Below are 25,726 nucleotides of genomic sequence, written 5' to 3' on the forward strand. Positions count from 1 at the left end.
ATGCGGGTAATCGTGCCAAATATATAACTTCCTTACTTTAAGACGCTGTCCAATAGATCGTTAAATGGTCGGTAAATGACCGTCAACCAGTCGAGGGGATTCGGAAGTTCAACATTTAAACTCAACAAGATGCTTAAGACGGTTCCCAATAAGAGCAGGAATGAAAATATCCACAGTTCCTTGGTTAACCGCCTTTTCAATAGGTCAGGCGCATCAATGATGAAGATGGCGGCAGCCACCGCTAGAATTCCTAAGATCGCCCACATTCTCTACTACTCCTTCATGTTCTGCAGGAATGAATTTGACACGGTGCCTAAACGCCGGGTCTTTATATCCACCTTCACACTTACCTGCAGGTCGTCGGTAAAATACTGATCCCAATCCTCTTTCATCTTCTCCCATGCCTTGGGATTGGCACGATGAATGGCTTCACCGAATCCGAAAATGTCGACCTTATACTTGTTTTGTACTTTTTCGATCGTATGTTTGATAAATTTCTCGATTTTTTGATTCGCTCGTTTATCCAAATCGGCAATCGTCTCCGTCTTCGTTAAGTCGACATTACATTCAACGTCCAGTACATTTTGTTCGATTCGAATAAGGATATCAATTTTGGGGTGACCGTCTTCTACCCTTCCTTTCGTTTCTGTTTTCGAGCGGATGACCTCGAACGATATTTGGCCTCCCGCGGGACATGTCAGAACACCGACTGTACCTTCCACTTTATCCTTGATATAGCTGTATCCTTTGCTTTCCTCTTCGTTAAGCCAGCCCAGTAGTTTATCTTTTTTAAATACTGCGATTCCCGTGTATTGCAAATTGGCGGGAGAATCAATTTTTTCTAGATTTTTCTTGCTCGCACCTTGTTCATGGTCGCCCTTAATTTGGATAGTGCTCAATACCGGATGTTTTCCTTCACTTATGAGATCAGACAGCAAATCATCCAAATGGGTGGGAACGGTCGGTGCCCATGTTTTATCAGAGACCTCAAGCGATTTATACAATTTATTCGCCGGGAGTTTTTCCAAGGGGGTTAAGAACCCTAATATTTCTCTTGCCGTCGTTCCCTTCGATACAGCAATGTAAAAGTCCGTTCGGAACTCGTAGAATCTCGACAAGAAGTCAAGCGTATCGCGGATGCCTTCCTTCGCGAGCTGTTCCCCTAAAATAAGCATCCGAATATGCGCAAAATAGAGTTGCCTTGGGGTTACCGTTGTCATTCTTCTGACGGCCTCAGACACCGTTTTTCCTCTTGCATGATACATCACGGACGGCATTCGACCGCTGCCCGGGTTCCTTGAGGATACTTCACTCGGATCCGTGACTTGGACGGAGACCTCATATTCCCCCCCTACTTTATCAATGCCGATAGCTCCCACAATGGCGAGATCATTGAGCTCACGGCGACTCCAGCAGCCGGTCACAAACATCAGCAGGAAAAGAACAAAAGCTAACAGGAACGCGTTTCGTTTCACGGTACAACTCCTTTGATGCGCCTTTATAAGCCTTTATAACATGCGACCCTCATCCTTGCGGTTTTTGTTTCGGAGGTGGAGGATTTAGTCCGCGATTCACATTCGTCTGATTGATGAGACGAGGGCGGGAAAATAGGGCCCACCTTGGCAACCGGATAACAGCATCCTTTTGGTCATCAGGTATCATCGGAGCAAAAGGACTCATATAGGGAACCCCAAACGTGCGAAGACTGCACAGATGAAGCACAATCGCAATGATTCCGACAATAATCCCAAACAGCCCAAAGGAAGCAGCAAGCCCCATCATCGGGAACCGAAGAATGCGGAAGGCGTTAGACATGCTGTAGGAAGGAAATACAAAGCTGCTAATGGCCGTTATGGCGACAACGATGACCATCGCAGCTGACACAATTCCCGCCTCTACGGCCGCCTGGCCAATAACCAAAGTCCCGACGACCGATACTGCAGGACCAATCGTTCTTGGCATGCGAAGACCGGCTTCCCGTAAGATCTCGAAGGCCAGTTCCATGATCAGTGCCTCGATGAAGGCGGGAAAGGGAACACCTTCCCGCTGTGCCGCCAAACCGAGCAACAGAGGCGTAGGCAGCATTTCCTGATGAAACGTCGTAATCGCGACATATAGTGAGGGAGCCAGTAACGAGATTAAGATCCCGACGTAGCGAAGGATTCGAATAAGACTGCTGATATCCGCTCGCTGGTAGTAATCTTCCGCGGCATGTAAGAAGGAAATAAACAAAGCCGGGACGACTAGAACGAACGGGGTTCCATCAACCAGAATGGCGATTTTTCCTTCCAACAGCTCGGCTGCGATGACATCCGGGCGTTCCGAATTGTAAACGGTCGGAAAAGGGGTGAATGTTTCGTCTTGTATCAATTCCTCGATATAGCCGCTTTCCAGGATACTATCGATGTCGATCCGGTCCAAACGCGAGCGAACTTCTTCGACCACGCCTTCACTCGCTATTCCTTTGATGAACATTATTGCTACATCGGTTTTGGTCACCCGTCCGATTTGTTTGGTTTCTAACCAAAGATTCGGGTCTTTAATTTTGCGCCGAAGCAAGGCGGTGTTCGTGCGAAGCGTTTCGGAGAACGCTTCACGCGGTCCGCGAATGACAGATTCGGTCGAAGGTTCGGTTACCCCGCGGTCTTGCCAGTCCTGTGTACTGGCCGCGACTCCTATCGCATGCCCGTCCAGCAGGAAGACGACCTCTCCGGACAAAACCGAATGGTATAACGTATCAAAGTCAGTAACGTCTTTGATATCGCCGATCGTGAGGGCGTGGTCTTTCAAAACTTGTATGGCATCCAGGGGCGATGCAAGCTGTTGAGACACATTCGTAATATCCAACATCACCGATTCCATTATAAAATCGTTGATCACTTTTTTATCCGCCAAGCCATCGGTGTAAAATACCCCCATCAGCTGATTTCCGGATTTGATGTGAACCTCGCGGACGATGACATCCGTACTGTTGCCGAAAGCATCATATACCTTTTGTATGTTTATTTTAAGGCTTGATTGCAGCGGTTCTTTCTCATTTGTCGTCTCAGTTGCAGCGCTTTTCGCAGTCATTCGTTTCAAAAATCGAGAGAATTTCATGAATGTCTCCTCGGCTATGGGGTTAGTAACCCATTTTCACCTAAATATATGAGGTTTAGTCTTTAAGACAGCCATTTCTTAAGATTAATATCTTCGCTTGGCATTTGTTCCGTGATCCATTGCTGCACATGATACAACCGATGATCGAAAGCCAGTTGTAAAAATCCAGTCAGCCGATATTGGGAAATATGTGATTTTTTCAATTTAACAAACGCTTCTTCGTAGGAAGAAAAACTTAGTTTTTGAAAAATAAACCTATGCTTAAATCCGGCTTCACCCTTACCACCGACTCTCATCTTGAAGCTGCAATGTTTAACAAAACACCTATCACCGTATTTCAAGACGGAGAAACATTTGACTTTGGCGGTGTAATCCAAAAACTGGACGAACATACTGTCACCATAGATGGCATGCACTATATGAAGAGTACTTGTTCATTTAAAATCAGATAACCAACTAATCTAATACGTCATATGCTTAACTCCGACTGCCCTGTCCGCGATCTCAGTTTTAATTAGAGCATCGAAATAGCTTACATGAATTTGTTTGTAAATAAGACCATATAAAAAAGCCCGACCTAGTTGGTCGGGCTCGGGCTTGATATAGTTATTTCGATAGTTTTTTCTTCATTGAACTTCCCATTATATATATCGTCCAGTAAATGAGTGAGCATGATCTTCTTAGCGACCCACATCAGAATCATTCCGCTGTCGATGCTTTTAGCCTCGTCATAACAATCTATTTCCAACCGCAGCTGTTCAGCATGCTCTTCAAGATGCTCAATTAATTTTTGACAATCAATTTGTTCCCCGATTGTTTTCGTTTTTGTATATTTTAGAACATCCTAACCCATTCGAGGCTGCCGTTTTATGCCGGCAGCCTCGTTCTGATGATTGTTAAGCTATCGTTACCCGTTAGCACAATGAGCGAGTTTTTATTGCTCTATGCCAAAATACGATAACAAAGCTGTTTTATACTCTTCATTTGTCTGCGGGGTGAAGGTCCTAACACCTTCAGAGGTGAAAATGCGGAACTCACGGTCAGAGATTGTACGCCGTCCCTCCGGAGTCCGTATCGCAACGATCGGGTATTTGTTGAAAATTGAATCAGGGGCATTTTCACACCAGAAACTCGCAAATAAGTAGTCCTTCGGCAGTTGTGGCTCCTCAGTGAAGGAGTAAATGCGAGTCCATCCCCTGTTTTTCTGTTCACAAAGCGCCCAGCCGTAATAAGGATCATTTTCGAGGCGGTAGCACTCATCGCCTTGCTGCTGTTCAAGACCTTCGATGAAAGAAATTGGTCTGCGGGGTACGATCCCGCCCACACCAACATCACACAGGTAGTTAATGCCTTCGGCTTCTACCTTAAGGACGTGATGGCGCCTTTTGGGCGGGAGATCCGGCTCATCGCGCCAAAATCGGGCGACCAAATCAGTAACCGTATAACCAAGTTCCCGCAGCAGCCAGCCGAATAATGCATTCAACTCGAAACAGTACCCACCTCGCTGACGCATTACAATTTTCTGATACAGATCCTGCGGATCAAGTGATAAAGGTATACTTTCTAGAATATCCAAATTCTCATATGGAACCGTGTACAGATGTCGTTCTTGCAGGTCAGCCAGCGTCTTTGCGCTGCCATCGAGCGAACCCTCAAAACCGATGCGATCTAGATAGCCCTGAATTTGATTGTTTTTACTGATCAATCTTAAGACACCGTCCTTAGGAGAATTACTTACTATGAGAATCGCTGTTAGATGAATCGTACTGAGAATTCTTCCATAAAAATCTCCATTATCCTTCTTTTATGTGGCCTTCAGCCACACTCTTTTGCCCGTTAGCTTAATCCTCAGAAGCTCCAGCTTGAAGCCACGAAGCCCAAATTGATCATTCATAGTTCGTCGGCAGATTTGGCACCTTGACTACGCAGCCACTTAACCAGATCAGCAGCGGAACTACGTTTTGCTGCGTCCAGTGGGGTCAATCCATCCCAAACCGAAATCCAGTTCAGTTCAGCACCTCGGTCGAAAAGGTACTCTGCTGAGTTACACTGTCCACCGTGACAAGCGCACCAGAAGGCGACGGTAATCTTGTCCGGAGGTGAAGAGGATTTTGCTCCCCAGGGGTATCGCTCCGAAAGTGTGGCACCGGCGAAGTTGGCCTTCAATGCATCCATCTGTCCTAGCGCAGCCGCATGCCAGAGTGCTAACTGAGCTCCACGTTCAACCAATCTATGCGCTGCCCTCCACTGTGCGAACGCCACTGCATCGTCTAGCGGTGTGCCACCGGCGATCACTGCACCTGGCGACTCAATGTCGGCGCCAGCATCAAGAAGCGCGTCAAGCACTTCTATGTCATCGCAGCTCGCAGCCCAATGAAGCGGAGTCTCGGTGTGCGATCCAGTGAACCGAGCGTTCAAGTCCGCACCGAACTCGACTAACATACCTACTGTAGCCGCACCGTTAGGAAAGTTACCGGGCCAGTCGGTCACCACATGCAATAGTGTTCGAGACATTCCGCAATTTTCACTTTCGTTGTTATTGCCTCTTCCAATAATTCTTGCCGTAGCCAAGCCCGTATTTTCTTCAAGAAGTCGCTTCAACGATGGGATATCGCCAGTGTGGATCGCTTTAACAACGGATACTGTCAGCGTTTCATCTTCGTAAATAAAGTCCATGTCCAGTTCTCCTCTCACACATATGATCAGTTCCATGCCTGGCCTCTCTATTTCATAGAGTGCTACATACCATCCTTCTTTCGATTTCAAATCCCAGTATCCTGCCAGTTAGTTGAGCGAAGGGCTGCCACGTGGCAGCCCTTCGTCATTTGAACTATCGCTTCCCGTTAGCGGAATAGCATATATTTACTTTCGCTATGTTTATAAATGCATAGAATGTACCCATTTAATCAGCATATTTTTTAACCCATTCCTCTCTCCAATCTTGAAAAGACTCTGGCTGAAGTTCTTCTAAGGTTTTCCCTTCTAAAGACCAATATCCACCATCTGATGTATCGCCATGCGGGTATGAAGTCCCTCCTATTGGTTGACCATCAACTTCATACACATATACATCAACTTTTCCTTTGGTAAGTGGGTGATTTTTAACGATGAATTTTTCAACATTGATTAACTTACCAAAATATTTAGAAGGGTCAAAATGTTGTAATCCCCAATAAATCATATAGGGTAGTGCTACGATTTTCTGTTTTGTCAGTTCGTAACTTTCAGCACGCCCTTCATAAGAGACAACTTGGTATCCTTTACTCTCAAGGTAGCTTTGAGAGACGATCTGCAACTTCGATATTTCGTTACGTTTGTTTCCTTGTTCAACCTTCTCCGCATTTGAACAACCAGTCATAACGAGCAGTGAAAGCACAATTCCAGCTATCCATTTCATACGTGAAGCCTCCTTTACAATTTGGACCCTCTTATCTTGTGAAGGCTGCGAATAATTTGATTTTTAATCGCCCATCAAAAGAGCACGTTTATTTGAACTTACGCTATCCGTTAGCGTAACGTTTAGTCTAACCGGTACTACCTTGCTCGAGCGTGAGTGTTTTTAATCTATCCGTTCCAACTGCACCTGGGCTTATAAGGTTCTCCTCTGTCCAATAACTAATTCGGAACGATGTGTCATCGTCTAAATGAATGCGCAGAAATACCTTGCCTTTGTCACCAAGCCCTTTTCCTCTTTTGTATATTTCGTCAAAACCTACATACTCCAATGCAAGGTATTCTTCTATGAATTCTTTCTCCGCTTCTTCAGTGAAAACCGAAATTTGGTGACCGTCGTTGGTACTCTCGAAGCTTATTTTAGAGACTTTCCCCTGAATATCATAGACATCTGAAACGGTTTTTGCTATTGGATTACCATTCGATTGATACAATTTCTCCCCAGCTACAAGCCGAAAAGTCGATTTATAACCTTCCACTTCATATACTTTCGTACCTTCAGGCAGGAAAGTTGCATCACCGTTTTTCATTTTATAATCCATGCATGCGTTGTTTGATAAAGTGAAGTCGATCTCGCCAACTTCCTTCCCTTTCCCGACCTTTAAACCTTCATTTGAAAAAGATTCATCTCCAATATAGTCGTACCTAATGTCGTTCCACATTAAAGCGTCAACGTAGTCAATTTCTGCATCGGGGCAATCCTTAACATTTTTTTCGGTTTTCAAAAGGATCTGCTTAGGGTTTTCTTTACTTTTCGAAACTTGATTTTCTTCATGGCTCTTAGATCCACAAGCGGTGAACAGCAGCAAGATTACCATTAGCATCATTTTTATTCTCATAAAGTCAACCCCTTAATTTATCAGTAATCAACAGACGTTAACATAGAGAGTATTGTTGCGCTAATCTGCCCGTTAGCAGAGAAGACTATCGATCCATTGATGTCGGCAGCCTTCCCTGAGGTTATTGAGCTATTGAGCTACCATCCTTGTCCTATTCACCAACATCTTCGTCCCTTTTGTGATTATGTATCCTACTGCTTTCAATCTAAGGATGATAGACTGTTTATATATAGTAAGAATGGATTGGTGAATCGATGAACGAAAAAATTATGGTAATTGAAGATGAAAGAAAAATTGCGGATGCAATTGCCTACGCCTTAAGAAGAGAAGGATATACCGTCGAGGTTGTTGATCATGGCGCAGCAGCTATAGAAAAGATAAATGCGTTTCGTCCGGATGCCATCATTTTGGATGTGATGCTTCCCGGCATGGATGGCTATGACATTCTAAAGAAGCTTCAGGATAAAGGGCGCATCGGCGTGATCATGCTGACGGCCAAAGAGGATATTGTCAACAAGATTTTAGGACTTGAGCTGGGAGCAGATGATTATATCACAAAACCTTTTGATATGCGGGAGCTGCTTGCGCGTTTAAAGTCATTACTAAGAAGAATGCAGGCTTCAGGAGAAAAGCAAGAGCTTGACGAGATTAGGTTGGGTGAAATTGTGCTGCATATAAGTAAACGAACGGTTCTGGCAGGCGATAAGAAGCTGGAATTGACACCTAAAGAATACGATCTGTTGGCTCTACTAGTATCCAGCCCCGACAGGGTTTATACAAGGGAGCAGCTTTTGGATTTGGTCTGGGGAATGGATTATATAGGCGGTACGCGTACCGTGGATATTCATGTACAAAGGGTGAGAAAAAAGCTGGGATCGGATATCAGTGAAATGATACAAACCGTTCACGGTATCGGTTATAAAGCCTTGGGAGGTTACGGTGAGAATCAGCATAAAAATTAAATTCAGTATTTTTTTGGCTGCCCTATTGCTTCTTACTGTATTTGTTTTAAGTTTGCTGGTGCTGGAAGGCATAAAAAAAAATCAGCAGATAGAGGTTGAGCAGTATTTGGCCCAGCAAGCGACAACTGCAAACGTATATTTTATACAGACCATTATGGCCGAGTCTAGTAAGGTGCCTCAAACTTTTCTGGCATCGAAAGGCAAGGAATTTGCAGAGCAATTGGAATTAATTAGCGGTCAATCGGTCGTGTTATATGATCAGCACGGGGCAATCGTTAATAAAGATAGATCGTTTATTACATCCGATAGTATTAAAAAAACGTTATCTTTCGCACTTAATAATAAAACAGCCTATTTGACGGCAAAAGATTCATTATATTACATGACTCCATTAAGAACAGGCAATGAGCAAGTAGGCGTTGTACAGTTCAATTACTCCCTGTCAAAGAACCTTGCCTTTTACAATCAGATCAAGCAATTGTTTATCAATATAGGAACGGGTGTATTTTTACTCAGCTTTATTCTGGCTTATTTTTATTTTAATTCGTTTGCCAGTGGAATCATTAGACTTAACGAAACGGTGGACAGGATTCGGGAAGGACATTTTAAGACAGACATGCTCTCACGAAAAGATGAAATCGGTGAACTGAGCGAGGGCATTCGCGTTATGAGCGAGCAAATTATGAAAACGATGCGGGATAAGGATCTTGAACGAGAAAAATTAACACTGGCGGTCCATAAGCTATCCCTGCTTGATCAGCAGCAAAAGCAGTTTATTGGAAATGTCACCCACGAATTTAAAACACCGTTAACATCCATCAAAGCCTATATCGATTTGCTCGAAATGTATCCGGATGATGAGAAGCTGATGGAAACAGCAAAAATAAATATCCAAAGTGAAACGCAAAGGCTTTATGAAATGGTTGAAAAGGTTTTACAGTTGGCTTCTCTGGAAAAATATGATTTTGAATTTAACAAGGAAAAGGTCGATGTACAGCAGGCTATCCAAATGGTGCTGAACAGCCTGAAAGGTAAACTGGATAAGTTCGGTATACATCTGGAAACAGATTTAACCGAAGCCTATGTGGAAGCCGACAAAGACTGTATGACCATTGTGCTTGTCAATCTCATGGATAATGCCATTAAGTATAACAAGGCAAGGGGCCATATTTTTGTAAAAAATGAATGGAAGAATGGTCAGGTTATCATCGAAATTGCTGATACTGGCATTGGCATCCCGGAAGATGTGGTGTACAAGATTTTTGAACCCTTCTACACCGTTGATAAAAACAGATCCCGGGAAAACGGAGGCGCAGGACTTGGACTTTCTCTTGCTAGAAAGTATGCGGAATCCCAAGGAGGCTCTATAGCTCTTGTGAGCACAGATTTGGCAGGAACCGTATTCAGAATCTCTTTTCCAGCATATGGGATAGCGGACACAAGAAAATAATTAACATTTTCGATACTTTTGTTTACATGTTGGAAACATTCGTTTGTATTTTTGGAACAATTTCTTGATATTGTAGGTATCGAGGAGGCGATCATGATGAAGAAAACAAAAATGATAATTATGGGGTTAGCTATAGCGCTGCTTGTATTCACTACAGCCTGCAGTTCAGAAGAGGATGCTAACAGGGTGATTATCAAAGAGCCCGGGGAAACGATAACGGTCATTGATGATGCCGGTAAGGAAGCTGGCGAGCCTGGTGTATCCGTGGAAAAAATAGAGCGTTATGATAATGTCGAGATTTCAGACTGGCTGGATGATGAAACCGTCATCGTATCAAAAGAAAACACGTCGCTAGAAAAAATGAAGCTGGAAGAATTGTCGGATTCCTATCCTAGAAGCTTGTATGCGTACAATCTTAATACCAAACAATACGAGCTGCTAAAAGAACAGGATGATGTGTTTTTGGGAGGTGCGGCCTTATCTTCTGATAAAAAACATTTGCTGTATCATGAATTCGATTTAGGTGATCCTGTCTATCATGTGTTGAACCTGGATACGTTGGATTCATTCGGTATCATTGGCAATCCTATTGGAGGAGCCGTCAGTGCCAAATGGGCAGATAAAGAAACGATTATTGGCGCTGCTTACAGCGGGGGCGCCTATACGGCAAGCACAACTGGGAACATATCTTCAATAGCCGGTTTAAATGATGAAGCTTTGTTTATCGTTGAAAGAATGAAGGATAAGGTTTATTACAATACCAATTCCAATGAGTCCTTGATGGTGCTGAACCTGGCTACCAAGGAAAAGACAAGTTTGAATTTGGATCATGTATATGGTGTAGTCCCCTCGCCGGATGGGAATCAACTACTGGTTTTGCAGTCAAACGGCTCCAAAAGAGTTATGATTCTTTGTGACGCAGATGGGGGAAATCAAAAAACGATTGCAGAAGGCACGGAACTTGGCGGGGTTTCATGGTCGTCGGATCAGCGGATGATTGCATACAGCGAGAAGGCCGATGTAAACGGAATAACCGTGGAAGGACTTTATCTCTACGATATGTTAACCGGCAAGTCCACCCAGTTAGCGGTTGATATCGAAAATGCAGTGACCTCTTGGAGCCCTTCCGGCAATGCGCTAGTTTATACGGAATGGAGTGGTAACCAATATAACAGCAGTATTGTCCATTTAAAGTATTCGTTACAAAAATAAAAAGACTCTCTTTATTTGTTGTTGTTTTTCTTACGCGATGTCACGCAGTTTAATCTGTATAAAGCAGCTATTATCCTTGTTTCATTCTTTCGCAGTACATTAAAATCGGCGCCGTTTACGTCTGTTCTGGACGTATGTGGCGCATTTTTTTACAATATTGCAACTAGGGTCAGACTCTGATTTATGGCTATAACTCTAGTTTTTTGGCGACGCATGGAAAATGCAGTCGAAATTTTACATATATAGGACTGCAAGAATCTAGTAAATGCTGGTATAATAGTAGACCTACATAACCTAAGAATACTAAAGGAGACTTGTATGAAAAAAATTGTATACCTGATGATTTTGATCTGTGGGTTGATTAGTATTTCCGGTTATACACCAAACCGGGCGGAAGCAAGCGGTAGTTATACAGCCAAGGTATACACCGACTCATTGAATGTCCGCAGCGAGCCTTCGGCGGAATCGTTGATCGTGGGTGTTCTGACTAATCGCGAGACGGTCACCGTTTCGAATGAAGAGCACGGCTGGCTGCGCATCAAGTCTGACCGGGTCTCCGGCTGGGTGGCAGGTCAATATTTGAAGAAGGTCGATGGCCGAGTCGTAACGGCATCGGCGACAGATCAAGATAGCAGTGTGCAACAGACTTCTGCGGCCACCCGTGCGACTGTGCTGGCGGATTCGCTGCGAATCAGAGCCGGCGCCGGATTGAACTATAAGGTTCTTGGAGGCCTAACCAAGGGTGATACTGTTACGTTAATAGACAACCGGGAAGGATGGGTTCAGATCCAGACTACAAATGGGCAAACCGGTTGGGTATCAGATCTTTATATCGAGAAAAATACAGTACAAACGGCAGCGGTTTCTTCGGGAAAATCGAAGGGACTTCAAGGGAAGCTAATCGTCATTGACCCCGGTCACGGCGGAGACGATCCCGGAGCAATCGGAATGAAATATGAAACGATGGAGAAAGAGCTTAATTTGAGCACTTCCTTCTACCTTGAGGATGAGCTTCGCAACCGCGGAGCGCGCGTCATCATGACAAGAACGAAGGAAGAGGAGAAGCCCAAGCTCTCCGATAGGGTGAAGATAAGCGAATCCGCCGGCGCGGACGCTTTCGTCAGCATCCATCATAATTCTTCGGAGAATAATACGTCCGGCATACTTACCTTCTATTATTCGGAAACGAAAGATCGGTCATTAGCCCGCGCAATAGAAAACAGACTTGCGGACGGCATCGGCTTAAAGAGCAATGGGATATCTTTCGGCAATCTTCACGTTTTGCGGGAAAATGATACGGTATCTACACTAGTAGAGCTCGGTTTCTTGACCAACGCAAAGGATGAATCTATCATCCGCAGCTCTGATTACCAAAAGAAAGCAGCCAAAGCAATTGCGAAAGGGCTGGAGGATTACTTTAGCATGTAACTGCATATTTGATCGGACAAGAGCAGACCGCCAGCTTTGGGCAGTCTGCTCTTGTCTTATAGGGGTATCGCCTTTGTAATGGAATGCTTATAAATCAGTCTTCCTTAAGTTACTTTGAATTTCAATAGTCTGGTTTTCGTGACCATCCCCGCACTCTCCAGTGTCCTCTTAGAAGCTTCATTATAGTACCAACATCCGCATACAGGCTTAATACCCTGCTTCTCACACCATTTCCTTAATTCTAAAATGATGACTCTCCCAATTCCTTGTTTTCTATATGCCTCATTAGTAAACATACCTATGCTTGCTAATCCTTTGAGCATCTTAGAATTCTCAACTACTCCTATTCCAAGCAGAACAGCCCCCCTATAGTAGGTGAAGATTTCTCCTCTGGCAATCCGCCGTTCGTATTGGTCAAGAAAATCTCCGCAGATTTGTTGTATTTGTTGCAGATCTTCTAAATTAGCAGTTCGAAATGATTCATCACCTGTAACATTACTCTCTACTATTTCTGCTTGATTGTCTTGGAAAAAGTAAGCTTGTTTGTTAATCGTAAAGTCCTTATCTAAAGCTAGGCTTATAAATAGTTCATCGCAGGTCGGAACGAAAAGAGAGTTCACTGTATTTCGTTCAAGCACTTCGCTAAACATCTTCTGCGAGTACATTTGGAAGGGGCGTCTGATATAGAATTGGGTAAGAAGTTCGCTATTGTGAATAGCATAATAACCCACTACTTCTGTTCCCTCTTGGATCATGTAAAAAGTCGATGCTAGAATATGCTCCTCCAAGAATGAATCAAAAGGTGATGGTAGTCCGTCGATGTATTCTTCTATAAGATATTGAATTTCATTGATAAGACATTCTTTTGTAATCATCCCAAGCCATCCTTTCATGAGAGACTATTATTTTATTTAGACAGAGAATTTATACTATACCACTTTCTAAGCTGATTAATTTGAGCTTGATGATAGCGACTATGGTCAGCCATATGCCATAAGCCCCAACGTATGGTTGCTTGCTTTTCATTTTCATGTCCAAATGTGACAACTGTATCTAGATCAGCATCTGTTACTTGTGTACATGAATCTTTTAGCATTCTTAATACACCTTCATATTTAGACATAAGTGTGTTCAAAGACATCCCTTTGACCATCGGGAGCCTATTAGTTTCATCTATCATGGGGCCATATTGTTCTTTTAATGACTGGGGAAGTGGCTGTCCCTTTATTCTATAAACCCAATTTAGATCAACATACATGATATGTTTTATTAACTGAGCTGTACTATTAAAATTGTCATTAAGTCCCTTGTAATCTACTTCCTCTTGCGGCATTCCATCAGTGATTAATTGTAGTCTTTGGCTATTCTCTTTTACAGCGGAATATAATATTCCCACAATCGGTGACATATTTTCTTCACCTTGTAAATCGTAAAGCATCCTAGTTCATCCTCCCCCGTTTTAGCGTCAGCCTAATACCTTATTTTTCTAGTCTAAACTTTATTTTCTCAGTCTAACACTTAATTTTTCTAGTCTAAGACTTTCTTTCCTTCTGACACCACTCTCCTATACAAAAAGGTACCCATCGCAATAAACACTTTTTCAAAGTGTCCAAGGTATGGGTACCTGATTGATCTTACATCTCCGCTTTTGGCGTCGATCTCTTTGGCGGTGCATCATCCGGCACCGTCTTCGGTGCCCTCACGATGCTGATTTCTTGCAGCCGTTCGGAGGACGCTCCTCCTGAAGCGTATCGTTCCTTCAGAGGTTTCCTAAACGCCGGTGAAAAGAAGGCTGATGTCCTCGTTGCCATTCTTCGTCTTCCATCCGTTGAAGCCTGCCGCATCGGTAATGCCCGGTTTGAACGTGAGATAGTACACCTGGCCCGGCGTCATGTCCTTGGACAGCTTCAGCGTCACCTCAGTGACGACCGCGCCCGTGTTGTTCAATTCGTCGTGGGAGATACCTACGGCATCCCCTCCCTGTTCCTTCATCACGAAGTACGGCTCGTTCACGTTTTTCACCGGCTCGCTGAATACGACCTTAATCGTCGTCCGGTTCAAAACGATCACCTGTTTCGCGTAAGGAGCCTCGTTGGCGACAATGGTTCCCGCGAACGCAGATTCGTTCGCTCCGTCCTGCGAGATCAGTGACGACACGCCCGTTACCCTCCCCGTGTACACGTGACCAGGATGGAATAAGCCCGGGTTCGGATCGGTTCCCGTGCGGAATTGGACGGTAACGACCCTATTCGTTCCCGGCTTGCGGACAGCGTATTTACTCCAACCGGTCATCGAGACGTTGGCGCCGTTGTCCTTGAGAATTGTTATAGCTAAGGAACCGACGTCCGCGTCCTTAATATCTCTGTCGAAAGTTATCTCGATGGTGTTCTCGTTAACCGCGGCTATGCTCTGAAGCTTCACCGGCAGGATAGGATTCGAGATGCCCCCGAACTGAAGGCCAGATTTCGTATCCATCACGTTGCCAGCCAGGTCAGGAATACCCGACACGGTAAGGCTGTACACGGTTTTGTCTTGTTGGGCGGATGTCCACAGCGTGACGGTACGTCCCTCGTTGTCCAGGTTCGCTGATACGATCGCCAAGCCGCCGATGCTGTACCGTCCGGTCTGCACGGCAATGTCCCGATTCACCTTCTCGCTAAATTTGACGGTCAATGACGCGTCCGCATTCACCTTAAATTCCGAATCGATGATCGTCGGCTTTACCGCGTCGTCGTTGCCGACGATGGACAAATCCGATCGCGTGTCCATGACGTTGCCGGCGAGATCCTTGACGTTCTTAACCGTCAGCCAGTACCGGGCGTTGTCCGATTGATTCGAAGTGGAGAACGTGACCTGTCTCTTGTCTGAAGAGAGCTGCAGCGTCGTGATCTTCAATCCACCGGAGAACGAGTAGTTCGCGGGATTCGTAGCCGTCGTGTAGTCAACTGACTCGGAGAACGTCAGCACATAGACGCGAGCTGTTACTCGGTCGAACGCGGTTATCGTCGGCTTCGCCATGTCCGATCTCGCCGAAGTGTACGCCCACGCCTTGCCGTCGATGGTCAAGTAATGCGTGCGGTTCTCGATCTGGTAGCCCGTCGTGAGCAATACCGACATCCCGTCTCCGCTGACCGTCGCGAGAATGATCGGCACTACGTTGCCGTGATCGTCCCGCAGAGAGAATCGTCTGATATCCGCCGAGTCACTCTTCACCTTCAGGTTCACTCGCACCGTCTGGATGTTCAGTCCTTCTACCGACTTCACATCGAGCGCACTGTCCCAGCCCGTATAGACCGCATAGACAGCCTCCACGAGCACGCCTCGTGTGGCTTTGACCGTGTAGTCATTCCTAGGCGCGATCCAGCCTTTGCTAAGAGCGGTTCCGACCGCAACCTTCGCCCAGGCCGATACTTTACCAACGAAGCCGACGTTCGGGTTTGCGGGGACGTTGTTGACTTTCAGCAGCACGGCAGCCAACTCTTCGACCTTCACCGGGGCGGCCGGCTCGAATCGGTTACCCCCTTTGCCAACCATGATGCTCGCGCTTCGCACCGCTTGGACTGCCGTGAACGACCAGCGCGTCTTCAGCACGTCCACGAAGCCGGGCGTGGAATTAGAACGAGGCAATTCGAGAAGCTTGTAGAGCACGGAAGCGAACTGTTCGCGGGACATTGATTCGTTCAGGCGGGATGACCCGTCCTCGAAACCGGTCATAATTCCTTGCCGCTTCAGCACTTGGAACTTTTCCTCCGTCGTGAGCGTCGCCGCTCCCGCGGCCGGGATGACCAATCCAAGCAGCAACGTTAAYGCGAGCAATGCCAGAGCGATTTTCCTCATCTTTGCAATCCTCCTAAGGGATTTCTGCCGGAACCGCGGAAGAAGAATAAAATGTAAGCAGTTGCAGGCCGGCGAATATACTCTCTTTAACGACGCTACAGAGGAAAATGTTTCTGTCGAAGGGTGTCTCATCCAAAACTAGTCATGATTCGAGCAAACTTCTGGAAATCCGCCGCGAGCGGCGTGGATTGTACATCGTTTTGTTCGGCGAAGTAAATTTTGATGCCAGCTATCGGGTCATCGAATGTACGCTGCAGTGTCCCGTTAGCGTAATTTTGACAGGATCATGAATCGTTCCTTGTTCGACTCGCTTTAACATTTTTAAGCTGGGCAACGATGATGACGCTAATGATTACCAGAAGGAACCAAGAGCTGATCTTACTGAAACTAACCAGTTGCCAGGTTTGGTGTTGATCAGGGTATTTCCAAGCATCAAAAAATGTGGCTATATTTTCTGCTAACCAGATGAAAAAACCTACAATGATAAAAGCGAGCGATAAGGGCATTCGATAAGTTATAGTCCGTACCCGATATATGATCCGTGTTTTCCAGAAGATAATAAACACAAGTGCCGTCAACCACCATCGAAAATCGGGAATAAAATGATGTGTGAAAAAGTTGAAATAGATGGCTCCTCCTAAAAATACCGCAGACCTAAGCCCAGGCCAGCCGGTCATGTCCATCCGCAGTCTCCGCCATACCTGACACATAAAGCTTGCTACACTTGCATACATAAATCCGCTAAAGAGCGGGACGCCAAGCAGCTTCGTATATCCAGGCTCAGGATATGACCATGATCCCATCCATACCTTATATATCTCCAGCAACAATCCAATTAAGTGAAATATACAGATGACTTTGATTTCATCACGTGTCTCTAATCCGCTGCGGTACATGAAGTATTGTACTCCAAGCAGTATAAGTAAAATGGCATCATAACGATAAATGAAAGGTACCGCTATTACGTTAGAGAGAGCTAAGGTTCCAAAGATCGCAACAGGAAATATGCAGCTCATCGCCTGATGATAGCCAAAATGCAATAGTTGAACGATTGGCTTCAATTATGTTTATCTCCTCCCCATTCCCATTTAAACTTACGACTCATCAATTTAAGTTCTGGTCATCAAAATTGATTAGATTGGGTATGTGTCTCAAGAATAAAGGTGAAATCCTTATTTTAAAATAGAAACTTCCTCATTTAATATTTCTTATTTTCGGTTGCTCCACATAGAAGGAGCCGCCGCCATTTTCTGTATACTGATTGAATGTTTGTCCTTTTTTAGCCATACAAAAATCCCCTCCAAGTTCACTCTATCCTTATGAATTCATAAGATTTTTTCTGAGTGTTTACATGAAGGGGATAATATCAATGTATCAATTCCATTTTATAACCAAGTAATAATAGAGATAAAATAAGCCATTTTATTTTATAGAGGTGCAGATGTCATATATTTCCGCTAAGTTTGTGACCGTGTATGTACTTTGAATTTCTGCAGAGCTTTTTTGCGAATTTCTGTTAACCCAACAAGTATCAATTCCTGACAGAATGCCACCTTTTATATCGGTATTTAATGTATCCCCGATAATGAGTGCTTCCTTTATATTAAAATCATTAATATGACTCATCACATGATCAAAAAACTGTTTTGACGGCTTTTGAAATCCAATGCTTTGAGAATCAAAAATATCTTCAAAAAATTCATATAAGCCTGACTGCTTCAATCGCTTTATCTGAGTTTGGGTTATACCATTAGTGATAATAAACAGTCTATGGGATGCAGATAAGCTCTGACACAGTTCTAAAGCTCCTTCAATAAGCTGAGATCCATTGCCCAAAAGTTCTCTGTAAATATTTTCCCATTCAATGCCATCTACGACTTTTCCTAGCTTTAACATAGTTTCAGAAAATCTTGAGTTTAGCACATCATCCAATACAATTTTTCCATTTTCATAATCAGCCCATAGTTGTTTGTTGACGGAATTATATACTCGAAATAACTCATCCGAAAAAATATATCCTTGTTGCTGAAACAATTTGTTTAACGAATTTGTTTCATTAGCACCAAAATCTAACAATGTATCATCTAAATCAAATAGAAGTATTTTATAACTCATTTTTCTTCTCCTAAAATTTAAATTTTACTTCATCTCATCTATCAAAGGTGAATACTAGAGAAAATCAGACTATAGAGCAAGTCAATCCCCGTACATAGTTGATGTACGGGGATTCCGCCTCCAAAAAAATGTTATTTACGTCCATAGGCAGGCTGTTATTCTCCAGGTATCATACCTGTTGAAATCGCTATTCGATTCCAACAGTTGATCGCATTAATCGCCATAATTAAATTGACAAATTGGCCCTCGTCAAAATGTTTGCGGACTAGATCATACAAATCCTGCGGCACGCCAGCATCCGAGATTTTGGTCACAGCTTCCGTTAATGCTAGAGCGGCCCGCTCCGCTTCCGTATAAAACGGAGCTTCCCGCCAAGCGCTAAGCATATACAATCGCTGCTCCGTCTCCCCCGTAGTACGCGCTTCTTTCGTATGCATATTAATGCAGTAGGCGCACCCATTAATTTGCGAGGCACGAATTTTAATCAGTTCCCACAGTTTAATGTCAAGACCACTCTTCTTTACATACCCTTCTAATTTTAAAAGTGTTTGTAAAGCCTCGGGTTGCACTTTGGTATAATCCATTCTGATTTCCATTTGTCATTACACTCCCTAATTTTTTTATGGATAACGTAATTAATGCTTTTTATCTTTCTTACGTCCACCTTATATCAAAAGAAAACATAATAAATACTTATTTTTTTATTAAATAGTAACCAAATACTTTCTAACAAAGTATTTCCTGAAGCACTTTGCATGATTCGGTGAAACCCAAAATAAATGATTAACCATTGAAAACTGGAGATTACAAAGAACTCTTTACGAGTTCGAGATGACTCTTCATGCGATTCATAAGCTCAGGCAGGGCAATGCCGATCATCGTGATCCCCACACCAAGCCATTGCAGCCAGTTGACGGACTCATTCAATACGACGTACGACATAATGACAGCCGTCGGCAGTTCAGCTGCACTTAAGATTGTAGCTAGTCCGCTGCCAACACGCGGTACACCAATGGCATAGAATAAAGGCGGTATGACGACACCGAAGAGAGCTAGCAGTATCGCCCAAGGCAAAAGCTCTTCCTGCAAAGATCCATTTATAAGAAAATGCGGTGGAAACACCACCATGGCGAGAATAAACGAGCCAGACAGCATAATCGCGCTTCGTGTGATTGGAGCGACTTGTTTGGCTGTTTTCCCGCTAAACCAAACGAAGAGCGCATAGGTAACAGCAGCCAACAAGCCTAGAGTAACACCTATCCAGGAAACAGCTTCCTGGCCATCGCCCAAATAGCCGCTTGCCATAATAATCCCAATTAACAAGGTGATGAGCGAAAAAATCTTATCTTTACCAGGACGTTTACGTTCAACTACTGCTTCCAGCAGGATGCCCATCCACGTAAATTGAAACAACAAGATAATCGCGAATGAAGCTGAAATATATTGAAGCGCTGTATAATAAAGCATTCCCGTTAAGCCTGTCGTCGTTCCTACGGCCATGAGCGTGAGTGCTTGACGCCTTGTTACTTTCAATTTATGCGACTTTGCGGGTTGCTTGGTGGATTTCGCGGTCACGAATACCAATATCCACAGCATAATCACACCGAATAGGTTTTGGCTGCCGACGACATCGCCGACATTGAAACCAGACTCATAAGCTTTCTTTACAAAAGTAGATAATAAGCCGAAGCTGCATGCCCCACATAAAACTAATAAAATGTATTTCATGATGCCTTTTTCTGTTCTGACTGACCGCACTCCAGAACGATAGATCCAATTCCTATATTTTGGTAGTAGCGCCTCCCAAAACCTGGATGACTGAATACAAAGACTGTATGATGCCGTGATGATGCTGGAACTATTTGAATCATTGTCACACCCGATTCCGGTTTTTTTACTTTTAGAATTTAATTTATTCACTTTAGGAGCTTTGGGCTAGTTCGATCGCTAGTTCGATCGCTTGTTCTAATCGTTTTCTTATAGAATTTTATTATTCTCAATAAGCTTCTCTTTACTCCTCTTCAGGGAACATCCCCGTGGAGATGGCAATTCGATTCCATGCATTAATGGTGTTGATCGCCATAATGATTGCCACATATTCTGCCTCATCCACATGTGCCCGAACTCTTTCATACAAATCCTGCGGTACGCCTTGCTCAGAAATACGGGTTACAGCTTCCGTAAGCTCGAGCACCACTCTTTCTTTGTCGGAATAAAAGGGGGCTTCGCGCCACGCGCTTAGCAAATAAATCCGCTGCTCCGTCTCGCCCATTTTCCGCGAATCTCGGGTATGCATGTCCATACAAAAAGCACACCCGTTAATTTGTGAAGCTCTGATCTTAATTAATTCATATAGATTTGCATCCAACCCACTTGTCTTAATAAATCCTTCCAGCTTCATCATCACTTGCAAAGCACCTGGGCTTGCACTCATATGATTTAATCTAACCTTCATTATAATCTCCTCCGTGAACTTTATTTTTATCAAGTCTTACAAATTCTATCGACGATAGGAGTTATCGACGATTAACCTCATCCACAATATATCTGTTTAATTTATGTCTGTCAACTAATAATCTGAGCTATTTCGTTGAAAATACCCAAATACCCACATTTGACAAGGGTTTTAAATCCACCTAAGATGATTAATAATAATCTTTATATCTGGAAAGCAGGTGTTTGCATGCAGTATAGTATTGGCGTTGAATATGGCCTGCATTGCTTAGTATATTTAATTGATATTCCTACTGATTCTACTATTGGGATTAAAGAGCTCTCCGCTTTTCAAGGTATTTCGGAGACCTACCTTTCGAAGATTTTCGGCAAATTAACAAAAGCTGGTATCGTTAGCTCTGTCCCTGGTGTAAAAGGAGGCTACAAATTAGCCAAGCCTCCTGAGGAAATTTCTTTTTGGGATGTAGTTGAAGCTGTTGAAGGTGCTACCCCCATTTTTCAATGTAAGAACATCAAAAATAATAGCTATCTATGCCGCGATGAAGACTATAAAGCGTGTTCTCTAGCTTCTTCCTGTGTGATTAACTTAGCTATGCTCGAAGCTGAGGAGAGTATGCGCAATCTTCTGCGTAACAAGTCACTTACTTGGTTGAATGAAGAGCTTGATCGCGTATTAACCCCTCAATCGCGCAAAGATACTCGTGAATATTTTGCTAATAGCAACAATGCTTAATGGTGAACATTTCCACATGTTTATTTGATATCCCGCTTGTTGTTCCCCTCATATACTTGTATTGAGTCCAATCTCTTCATCAGCAATAAAAAAAGCCACCTGGAAGGGTGGCTTGCATTCAAGAAGAGTGCAAAAGTAATTGCTTATTGTATAATTCGCTATTCTCCCAAACCAAAATCCCAACCTTTTCTAAAGTCATGTATTCTATTTCCTTCTCTGTGGGGTATGTTTGCAACGAAACGAAATCGATTTTACTTTCATCCATGTCTGCAATACGATTAACTACTATTTCATTGCCTTCAATTTTTAATATCAAATCATACGTTCTAAAATCCTTTCTTTCTGGCATATCTCCAACATGATGCTCGGTAAAACTCTTTAAATCTATCCACGAAATAACAGAGCGATGGATACCTGAACCAAATGAATAGGCATAAACTACATCCAAAGTTCCATCCTTATTGACATCGTAAGGCACAGCACTTGTTACACCAAAACCACCGAATCCAATACCTATATGAACAGCCTTCTGATTGGTTACGATAAATGTTTCCAAGCTTGAATCCTTAAAAAGCTGAAGCTTTGTTTTATCCCAAATATCAGAGGGAGTAATTTCAAGCAGGTCATTTTCCATATTACCCGAATGAGAAATATCTTGAGTTGCTAAAATGAGTTTATTGGCTTCTTCAATTGATAACTTCTTTTTTGATTCCTCGATTGATTCCTCATTGGAATCACAAGCCGAAAATAGAAAGCATAAAGTCACCATAATTGAGAACCCCATTAGCATCTTGTTGTTCATTTTAAATTTCACCTCCGAAACATAAAATAACTGCAACACTTATATCATCAAAATTTCATGCTCGTAGTGTTCGCTAAGTGTTTAAACTATCCTGCTCGTTTAATAGTTAGCAATCTCTATCAGATTATCATCGGGATCCCTTATATAAATAGACGTAATAGGAGCTAATGCTCCTGTTCATAAAATTTCATATGTTTACCCCATCCGTTTACTACTGTTCTCCGTTAGCTCAAAATGGCATGAATTACAGTTACTTTATTCCACTTCCCCTTTAAATTCTTTTGTACAATTCGTTTCTCATAAATCTCAATACTATCCTTGGATTCTGAAAAATAAGGTGTCGGCCTTATAATCATTTTGAGGACATCGTCTATTCCGCAAGGGGCAGTCAATATTACATTATCCTGGTCGTCTAACATCAGGCCTAAAGCTGTTGCGGTCTCTGGAAACTTAGAGATGGCATCCACTGAAGACAAATATGGCGGGATGTTATTGACTAAGTGCATCCTTGCTTCATTTTTCACAGACCAAGGTATGTCTGGAATGATTTGTTTCAACTGTAATTCAAATTGTTTCTCAGCGTCTTCATTTTTATTTGAAGGATCAAAATAAATTACATCTACATCAGGTAATGGTGTTCGCTCCGTGAATCCATGCAGGGTATCCCAGATTTTTGAACGCACAAAGCCTGCACAAACCCACCAATCAGGAAGTTGCAGCGATCTAGCAGCCCGGAGGATGTCCATCATCCATTCATCTGCATTAATAAGGCGAATAATATCTTCTCTACTATTAACCAAACTCATCCTCCTCATATAAGAACATACCAATGATGTCCCTGTCTCGAACTTAATACTTATTCGGAAAAAGCGGCTAATTACCCTTTATTACCCCATACGTTTTATTTAAGACTAAAACTGCGTCATTTATGATCTCTTGTGGTAAGAAAGAGAAAGGATTCACGAAGGGAGAGACAGCGATGGCGCAGTTAACGAAAGCACAGCTGAAGCAATTAAACGAAAGGCTCACCGAGGAAAAAAAGGAGCTAATAGCTCATTTTGAAAGCAATATCGATTCAAATAGCGAACTAGACGATTCGCTTACAACTTCTACCGGAGAGTTGTCATCATACGATAATCATCCTGCCGATCTTGGAACCGAGACATTTGAGAAAAGCAGGGACATGGCCATTGATGAGACACTTGTCCAACAGCTTGAGGAAGTAAACAGCGCGTTAGATCGGCTGCAAGCAGGCGAATATGGAGAATGCAGAGTCTGCGGCGAGTACATCCCGTTCGAACGGCTTCAGGCGCTGCCAACCGCTGCGCGCTGCATCGAGCATGCCGCCGATTCCAAGCTCTCGGATGACCGGCCCGTGGAAGAGCAGGTCATGACGCCGCCACCTGACGGAGCACTAAAGAGCGGACAAGAGGATAAAAGCCATTTCGACGAGGCGGATGCTTGGAGCTCCGTTGAAGAATACGGAAATGCAAGCGATACAGTAAAACCCGATGCCAATTAGCATCGGGTTTTTCATTACACCAGCAAGAAACGAATTAATCCCAAAATAGCGAAGCAAAACAGAATCGTACCCGCGCCAATACCCGTGATTGCTCTATTTGCAACGCGTAGTTTTTTGGATAAAAATAAGGAAAGCAATGCGACAGCAACAAGGAGGATCCCTAAAATATTCAAACTTGGATCCTTAAACACATTTTTTAACCAGAAGAAATGAATGCCTACGATAAAAACAATCCATGGAGCAATATAATCCTTTTGTTTAAGCTTCGTTAATAGGATGGCACCAATTGCTGCTAAAAAGAATTCGATAAACACGAAAACCAAATAACTTTTGAAAACGCTCGAATCCGAAAGCGCAGTAGCCTCCTCCCAATTATTCACACTTAAATAGATGCCAATTAAACAGATGATTAGCGGAAGCAAAGAAGCCATTCCGATATATTTCCGCCAACTTTTCCTGGGATTCTCCTGCGCCCAGCCAAACCAACTAAAACTAAACAATCCAAAGATAGCAGCATACATCGCGTAATCCCTAATGTATTCCATTACGTCCCTCAATCCCCCATTTCCATCGCAGTCTTCACCCTTCAATATTCCCGCATCCCAGCCGCTTCAATAAAATAGAAATACATCCATGATATATGACAAATTATATCAAATAATCCCATTCCTGCGGGCAAAAAAAGGAAACGGGCTCCATGTGCCAAGGCGAAGCAGGCTTGAATATGCTATGAACAAGAAGCACGGCATAAGGCTTCAAAGGAGGAGTTACCTTGGACGTCTTGAAACAAAGTTATGAACAGCTCATCTTCCTCCAAGACCTCTCAATCGGTTTTAAAGCAATCATTGCCATACACAATACGAAGCTCGGACCTGCCCTTGGCGGATGCCGGATGTGGCAATACGCCAGTGACGAAAGCGCTATTCTTGATGCGCTTAGGCTCGCTCAGGGAATGACTTATAAATCTGCCGTTTCGGGGCTTCCTTACGGGGGCGGTAAGGCGGTCATCCTCAGCCATGCTGATCAAGGCCCGCGTGAAGTGCTGTTTCGCGCGCTGGGTCAAAAAATCCATGATTTGCAAGGCACCTATATTACAGGCATGGACCTGGGGACAACGGTCACCGATATGGATTGGGTTCATTTAGAAACCTCGTTCGTTACCGATACGACCGGATCACTCGGGGCTGTCAGCGATCTTACTGCAAAAATGACGGCTTACGGGGTATTTCTAGGAATCAAGGCGTCTCTCAAACGCGCGTATGGCAGCGAAACTGTCAAGAACAAAATCATTGCTGTTCAAGGTTTAGGGAAAGTAGGCTACCAGCTTTGTCGTTATTTGAAGCAGGCAGATGCTACGCTCGTCGTTACGGACATTAATCCCAAGCTGTTGAAAAAGGCTATTGATGATTTTGGAGCAAGCCCGCGCAGGCCGCATGATATTATTTCCGCGCCATGCGATGTGTTTTCACCATGTGCATTAGGCGGCATATTAAACGATACTACGATCGGACAGCTTAACTGCAGCATCATTGCAGGGGCCGCCAATAATCAATTAGCTGAAAGCCGACATGGCGAGATGATCCATGGTCTCGGTATTTTATACGCTCCCGATTATGTTATAAACGCTGGCGGCATTATCGTTACATCCGTAGAGCTGGGCGGTGGAGATGCTTTGGCAGCGCAAAAGGAAGTAGAGAAAATCAGCGATACGTTGACGTACGTGTTCAGCGAAGCAGACGCGCAAGGCATCTCGACTGCAGCAGCTGCCGATGGGGTGGCCGAGAAGCTGCTCGGGAACTGATTGCATTCGAGTGTTCCTT

27 protein-coding genes are annotated in these 25,726 nt (G+C 43.8%); 7 read left to right on the top strand and 20 right to left on the bottom strand.

Annotated features, from left to right (window positions below; all coding sequences use genetic code 11):
• Positions 1–32: 32 nt before the first annotated feature.
• From AC1DLI_RS20295 to AC1DLI_RS20330, 8 genes are all read right to left on the bottom strand, one after another.
• Positions 33–266, bottom strand: a complete 234-nt coding sequence (locus AC1DLI_RS20295; RefSeq protein WP_477605803.1) for a hypothetical protein — start codon at positions 264–266, stop codon at positions 33–35.
• A 6-nt stretch (positions 267–272) separates the two neighbouring features.
• The gene (locus AC1DLI_RS20300; protein ID WP_477605805.1) at positions 273–1,475 is read right to left on the bottom strand and encodes a Ger(x)C family spore germination protein; all 1,203 of its coding nucleotides are present in this window, start codon (positions 1,473–1,475) and stop codon (positions 273–275) included.
• 49 nt (positions 1,476–1,524) lie between these two features.
• Positions 1,525–3,099, bottom strand: coding sequence for a spore germination protein (locus AC1DLI_RS20305; RefSeq protein WP_477605807.1), 1,575 nt, complete (start codon positions 3,097–3,099; stop codon positions 1,525–1,527).
• 62 nt (positions 3,100–3,161) lie between these two features.
• A complete protein-coding gene (locus tag AC1DLI_RS20310; RefSeq protein ID WP_477605809.1) occupies positions 3,162–3,302 on the bottom strand; it encodes a hypothetical protein in 141 nt (46 codons plus the stop codon).
• Between the two features lie 731 nt (positions 3,303–4,033).
• Positions 4,034–4,801: an arylamine N-acetyltransferase family protein gene (locus tag AC1DLI_RS20315; RefSeq protein ID WP_477606116.1), complete on the bottom strand. Its 768-nt coding sequence runs from the start codon at positions 4,799–4,801 to the stop codon at positions 4,034–4,036.
• A 188-nt stretch (positions 4,802–4,989) separates the two neighbouring features.
• The gene (locus tag AC1DLI_RS20320; RefSeq protein ID WP_477605811.1) at positions 4,990–5,865 is read right to left on the bottom strand and encodes an ankyrin repeat domain-containing protein; all 876 of its coding nucleotides are present in this window, start codon (positions 5,863–5,865) and stop codon (positions 4,990–4,992) included.
• Between the two features lie 136 nt (positions 5,866–6,001).
• On the bottom strand, positions 6,002–6,496 hold the full coding sequence (locus AC1DLI_RS20325) for a hypothetical protein (protein WP_477605813.1): 495 nt from the start codon (positions 6,494–6,496) through the stop codon (positions 6,002–6,004).
• Between the two features lie 127 nt (positions 6,497–6,623).
• On the bottom strand, positions 6,624–7,391 hold the full coding sequence (locus AC1DLI_RS20330; protein WP_477605815.1) for a hypothetical protein: 768 nt from the start codon (positions 7,389–7,391) through the stop codon (positions 6,624–6,626).
• A gap of 254 nt (positions 7,392–7,645) precedes the next feature.
• On the opposite strand from AC1DLI_RS20330, the gene AC1DLI_RS20335 reads away from it, so the two are divergent.
• The 4 genes from AC1DLI_RS20335 to AC1DLI_RS20350 all read left to right on the top strand — a co-directional run bounded on the left by AC1DLI_RS20335 (position 7,646) and on the right by AC1DLI_RS20350 (position 12,443).
• Complete coding sequence (locus AC1DLI_RS20335; RefSeq protein WP_477605817.1) at positions 7,646–8,353, top strand: response regulator transcription factor; 708 nt, start codon at positions 7,646–7,648, stop codon at positions 8,351–8,353.
• Positions 8,354–8,573: 220 nt separating this feature from the next.
• The gene (locus AC1DLI_RS20340; RefSeq protein ID WP_477605819.1) at positions 8,574–9,803 is read left to right on the top strand and encodes a sensor histidine kinase; all 1,230 of its coding nucleotides are present in this window, start codon (positions 8,574–8,576) and stop codon (positions 9,801–9,803) included.
• 96 nt (positions 9,804–9,899) lie between these two features.
• Complete coding sequence (locus AC1DLI_RS20345) at positions 9,900–11,015, top strand: TolB family protein (protein ID WP_477605821.1); 1,116 nt, start codon at positions 9,900–9,902, stop codon at positions 11,013–11,015.
• A 318-nt stretch (positions 11,016–11,333) separates the two neighbouring features.
• On the top strand, positions 11,334–12,443 hold the full coding sequence (locus AC1DLI_RS20350; protein ID WP_477605823.1) for an N-acetylmuramoyl-L-alanine amidase: 1,110 nt from the start codon (positions 11,334–11,336) through the stop codon (positions 12,441–12,443).
• A gap of 104 nt (positions 12,444–12,547) precedes the next feature.
• Here the strand turns inward: AC1DLI_RS20350 and AC1DLI_RS20355 are convergent, their stop codons facing one another.
• From AC1DLI_RS20355 to AC1DLI_RS20395, 9 genes are all read right to left on the bottom strand, one after another.
• Positions 12,548–13,318, bottom strand: coding sequence for a GNAT family N-acetyltransferase (locus AC1DLI_RS20355; RefSeq protein WP_477605825.1), 771 nt, complete (start codon positions 13,316–13,318; stop codon positions 12,548–12,550).
• Between the two features lie 32 nt (positions 13,319–13,350).
• On the bottom strand, positions 13,351–13,881 hold the full coding sequence (locus AC1DLI_RS20360) for a DinB family protein (RefSeq protein WP_477605827.1): 531 nt from the start codon (positions 13,879–13,881) through the stop codon (positions 13,351–13,353).
• A gap of 196 nt (positions 13,882–14,077) precedes the next feature.
• Complete coding sequence (locus AC1DLI_RS20365) at positions 14,078–14,254, bottom strand: hypothetical protein (RefSeq protein WP_477605829.1); 177 nt, start codon at positions 14,252–14,254, stop codon at positions 14,078–14,080.
• On the bottom strand, positions 14,214–16,280 hold the full coding sequence (locus AC1DLI_RS20370; RefSeq protein WP_477605831.1) for an Ig-like domain-containing protein: 2,067 nt from the start codon (positions 16,278–16,280) through the stop codon (positions 14,214–14,216). The genes AC1DLI_RS20365 and AC1DLI_RS20370 overlap by 41 nt, the downstream gene beginning before the upstream one ends.
• Before the next feature lie 284 nt (positions 16,281–16,564).
• Positions 16,565–17,341, bottom strand: a complete 777-nt coding sequence (locus AC1DLI_RS20375; RefSeq protein WP_477605833.1) for a DUF817 domain-containing protein — start codon at positions 17,339–17,341, stop codon at positions 16,565–16,567.
• Positions 17,342–17,702: 361 nt separating this feature from the next.
• Positions 17,703–18,395, bottom strand: a complete 693-nt coding sequence (locus AC1DLI_RS20380; RefSeq protein ID WP_477605835.1) for a YjjG family noncanonical pyrimidine nucleotidase — start codon at positions 18,393–18,395, stop codon at positions 17,703–17,705.
• A gap of 155 nt (positions 18,396–18,550) precedes the next feature.
• The gene (locus AC1DLI_RS20385; protein ID WP_477605837.1) at positions 18,551–18,991 is read right to left on the bottom strand and encodes a carboxymuconolactone decarboxylase family protein; all 441 of its coding nucleotides are present in this window, start codon (positions 18,989–18,991) and stop codon (positions 18,551–18,553) included.
• A gap of 208 nt (positions 18,992–19,199) precedes the next feature.
• On the bottom strand, positions 19,200–20,123 hold the full coding sequence (locus AC1DLI_RS20390) for an EamA family transporter (RefSeq protein ID WP_477605839.1): 924 nt from the start codon (positions 20,121–20,123) through the stop codon (positions 19,200–19,202).
• 283 nt (positions 20,124–20,406) lie between these two features.
• On the bottom strand, positions 20,407–20,850 hold the full coding sequence (locus AC1DLI_RS20395; RefSeq protein ID WP_477605841.1) for a carboxymuconolactone decarboxylase family protein: 444 nt from the start codon (positions 20,848–20,850) through the stop codon (positions 20,407–20,409).
• Between the two features lie 228 nt (positions 20,851–21,078).
• On the opposite strand from AC1DLI_RS20395, the gene AC1DLI_RS20400 reads away from it, so the two are divergent.
• A complete protein-coding gene (locus AC1DLI_RS20400; RefSeq protein WP_477605843.1) occupies positions 21,079–21,582 on the top strand; it encodes an RrF2 family transcriptional regulator in 504 nt (167 codons plus the stop codon).
• Positions 21,583–21,700: 118 nt separating this feature from the next.
• On the opposite strand, the gene AC1DLI_RS20405 is transcribed toward AC1DLI_RS20400, so the two are convergent.
• Together AC1DLI_RS20405 and AC1DLI_RS20410 are read right to left on the bottom strand one after the other, a co-directional pair.
• The gene (locus AC1DLI_RS20405; RefSeq protein WP_477605845.1) at positions 21,701–22,384 is read right to left on the bottom strand and encodes a hypothetical protein; all 684 of its coding nucleotides are present in this window, start codon (positions 22,382–22,384) and stop codon (positions 21,701–21,703) included.
• Positions 22,385–22,608: 224 nt separating this feature from the next.
• Positions 22,609–23,190, bottom strand: a complete 582-nt coding sequence (locus tag AC1DLI_RS20410) for a nucleotidyltransferase family protein (RefSeq protein WP_477605847.1) — start codon at positions 23,188–23,190, stop codon at positions 22,609–22,611.
• A 173-nt stretch (positions 23,191–23,363) separates the two neighbouring features.
• Here AC1DLI_RS20410 and AC1DLI_RS20415 point away from each other — a divergent pair, with 173 nt between their 5' ends.
• The gene (locus AC1DLI_RS20415; RefSeq protein ID WP_477605849.1) at positions 23,364–23,906 is read left to right on the top strand and encodes a TraR/DksA C4-type zinc finger protein; all 543 of its coding nucleotides are present in this window, start codon (positions 23,364–23,366) and stop codon (positions 23,904–23,906) included.
• A gap of 14 nt (positions 23,907–23,920) precedes the next feature.
• Here the strand turns inward: AC1DLI_RS20415 and AC1DLI_RS20420 are convergent, their stop codons facing one another.
• On the bottom strand, positions 23,921–24,451 hold the full coding sequence (locus AC1DLI_RS20420; RefSeq protein ID WP_477605851.1) for a hypothetical protein: 531 nt from the start codon (positions 24,449–24,451) through the stop codon (positions 23,921–23,923).
• Positions 24,452–24,678: 227 nt separating this feature from the next.
• Here AC1DLI_RS20420 and AC1DLI_RS20425 point away from each other — a divergent pair, with 227 nt between their 5' ends.
• A complete protein-coding gene (locus AC1DLI_RS20425; RefSeq protein ID WP_477605853.1) occupies positions 24,679–25,707 on the top strand; it encodes a Leu/Phe/Val dehydrogenase in 1,029 nt (342 codons plus the stop codon).
• Positions 25,708–25,726: the final 19 nt, after the last annotated feature.

Source organism: Paenibacillus sp. 01T443 (genome assembly GCF_056398325.1).

Excerpts from the sequence above, each read along its gene's own strand:
- AC1DLI_RS20295 (WP_477605803.1), bottom strand. The coding sequence starts at position 266 with ATGTGGGCGATCTTAGGAATTCTAGCGGTGGCTGCCGCCATCTTCATC.
- AC1DLI_RS20305 (WP_477605807.1), bottom strand. The coding sequence starts at position 3,099 with ATGAAATTCTCTCGATTTTTGAAACGAATGACTGCGAAAAGCGCTGCA.
- AC1DLI_RS20325 (WP_477605813.1), bottom strand. The coding sequence starts at position 6,496 with ATGAAATGGATAGCTGGAATTGTGCTTTCACTGCTCGTTATGACTGGT.
- AC1DLI_RS20330 (WP_477605815.1), bottom strand. The coding sequence starts at position 7,391 with ATGAGAATAAAAATGATGCTAATGGTAATCTTGCTGCTGTTCACCGCT.
- AC1DLI_RS20335 (WP_477605817.1), top strand. The coding sequence starts at position 7,646 with ATGAACGAAAAAATTATGGTAATTGAAGATGAAAGAAAAATTGCGGAT.
- AC1DLI_RS20345 (WP_477605821.1), top strand. The coding sequence starts at position 9,900 with ATGAAGAAAACAAAAATGATAATTATGGGGTTAGCTATAGCGCTGCTT.
- AC1DLI_RS20350 (WP_477605823.1), top strand. The coding sequence starts at position 11,334 with ATGAAAAAAATTGTATACCTGATGATTTTGATCTGTGGGTTGATTAGT.
- AC1DLI_RS20355 (WP_477605825.1), bottom strand. The coding sequence starts at position 13,318 with ATGATTACAAAAGAATGTCTTATCAATGAAATTCAATATCTTATAGAA.
- AC1DLI_RS20360 (WP_477605827.1), bottom strand. The coding sequence starts at position 13,881 with ATGCTTTACGATTTACAAGGTGAAGAAAATATGTCACCGATTGTGGGA.
- AC1DLI_RS20365 (WP_477605829.1), bottom strand. The coding sequence starts at position 14,254 with ATGGCAACGAGGACATCAGCCTTCTTTTCACCGGCGTTTAGGAAACCT.
- AC1DLI_RS20380 (WP_477605835.1), bottom strand. The coding sequence starts at position 18,395 with ATGAGTTATAAAATACTTCTATTTGATTTAGATGATACATTGTTAGAT.
- AC1DLI_RS20385 (WP_477605837.1), bottom strand. The coding sequence starts at position 18,991 with ATGGAAATCAGAATGGATTATACCAAAGTGCAACCCGAGGCTTTACAA.
- AC1DLI_RS20390 (WP_477605839.1), bottom strand. The coding sequence starts at position 20,123 with ATGAAATACATTTTATTAGTTTTATGTGGGGCATGCAGCTTCGGCTTA.
- AC1DLI_RS20395 (WP_477605841.1), bottom strand. The coding sequence starts at position 20,850 with ATGAAGGTTAGATTAAATCATATGAGTGCAAGCCCAGGTGCTTTGCAA.
- AC1DLI_RS20400 (WP_477605843.1), top strand. The coding sequence starts at position 21,079 with ATGCAGTATAGTATTGGCGTTGAATATGGCCTGCATTGCTTAGTATAT.
- AC1DLI_RS20405 (WP_477605845.1), bottom strand. The coding sequence starts at position 22,384 with ATGAACAACAAGATGCTAATGGGGTTCTCAATTATGGTGACTTTATGC.
- AC1DLI_RS20410 (WP_477605847.1), bottom strand. The coding sequence starts at position 23,190 with ATGAGTTTGGTTAATAGTAGAGAAGATATTATTCGCCTTATTAATGCA.
- AC1DLI_RS20415 (WP_477605849.1), top strand. The coding sequence starts at position 23,364 with ATGGCGCAGTTAACGAAAGCACAGCTGAAGCAATTAAACGAAAGGCTC.
- AC1DLI_RS20420 (WP_477605851.1), bottom strand. The coding sequence starts at position 24,451 with ATGGAATACATTAGGGATTACGCGATGTATGCTGCTATCTTTGGATTG.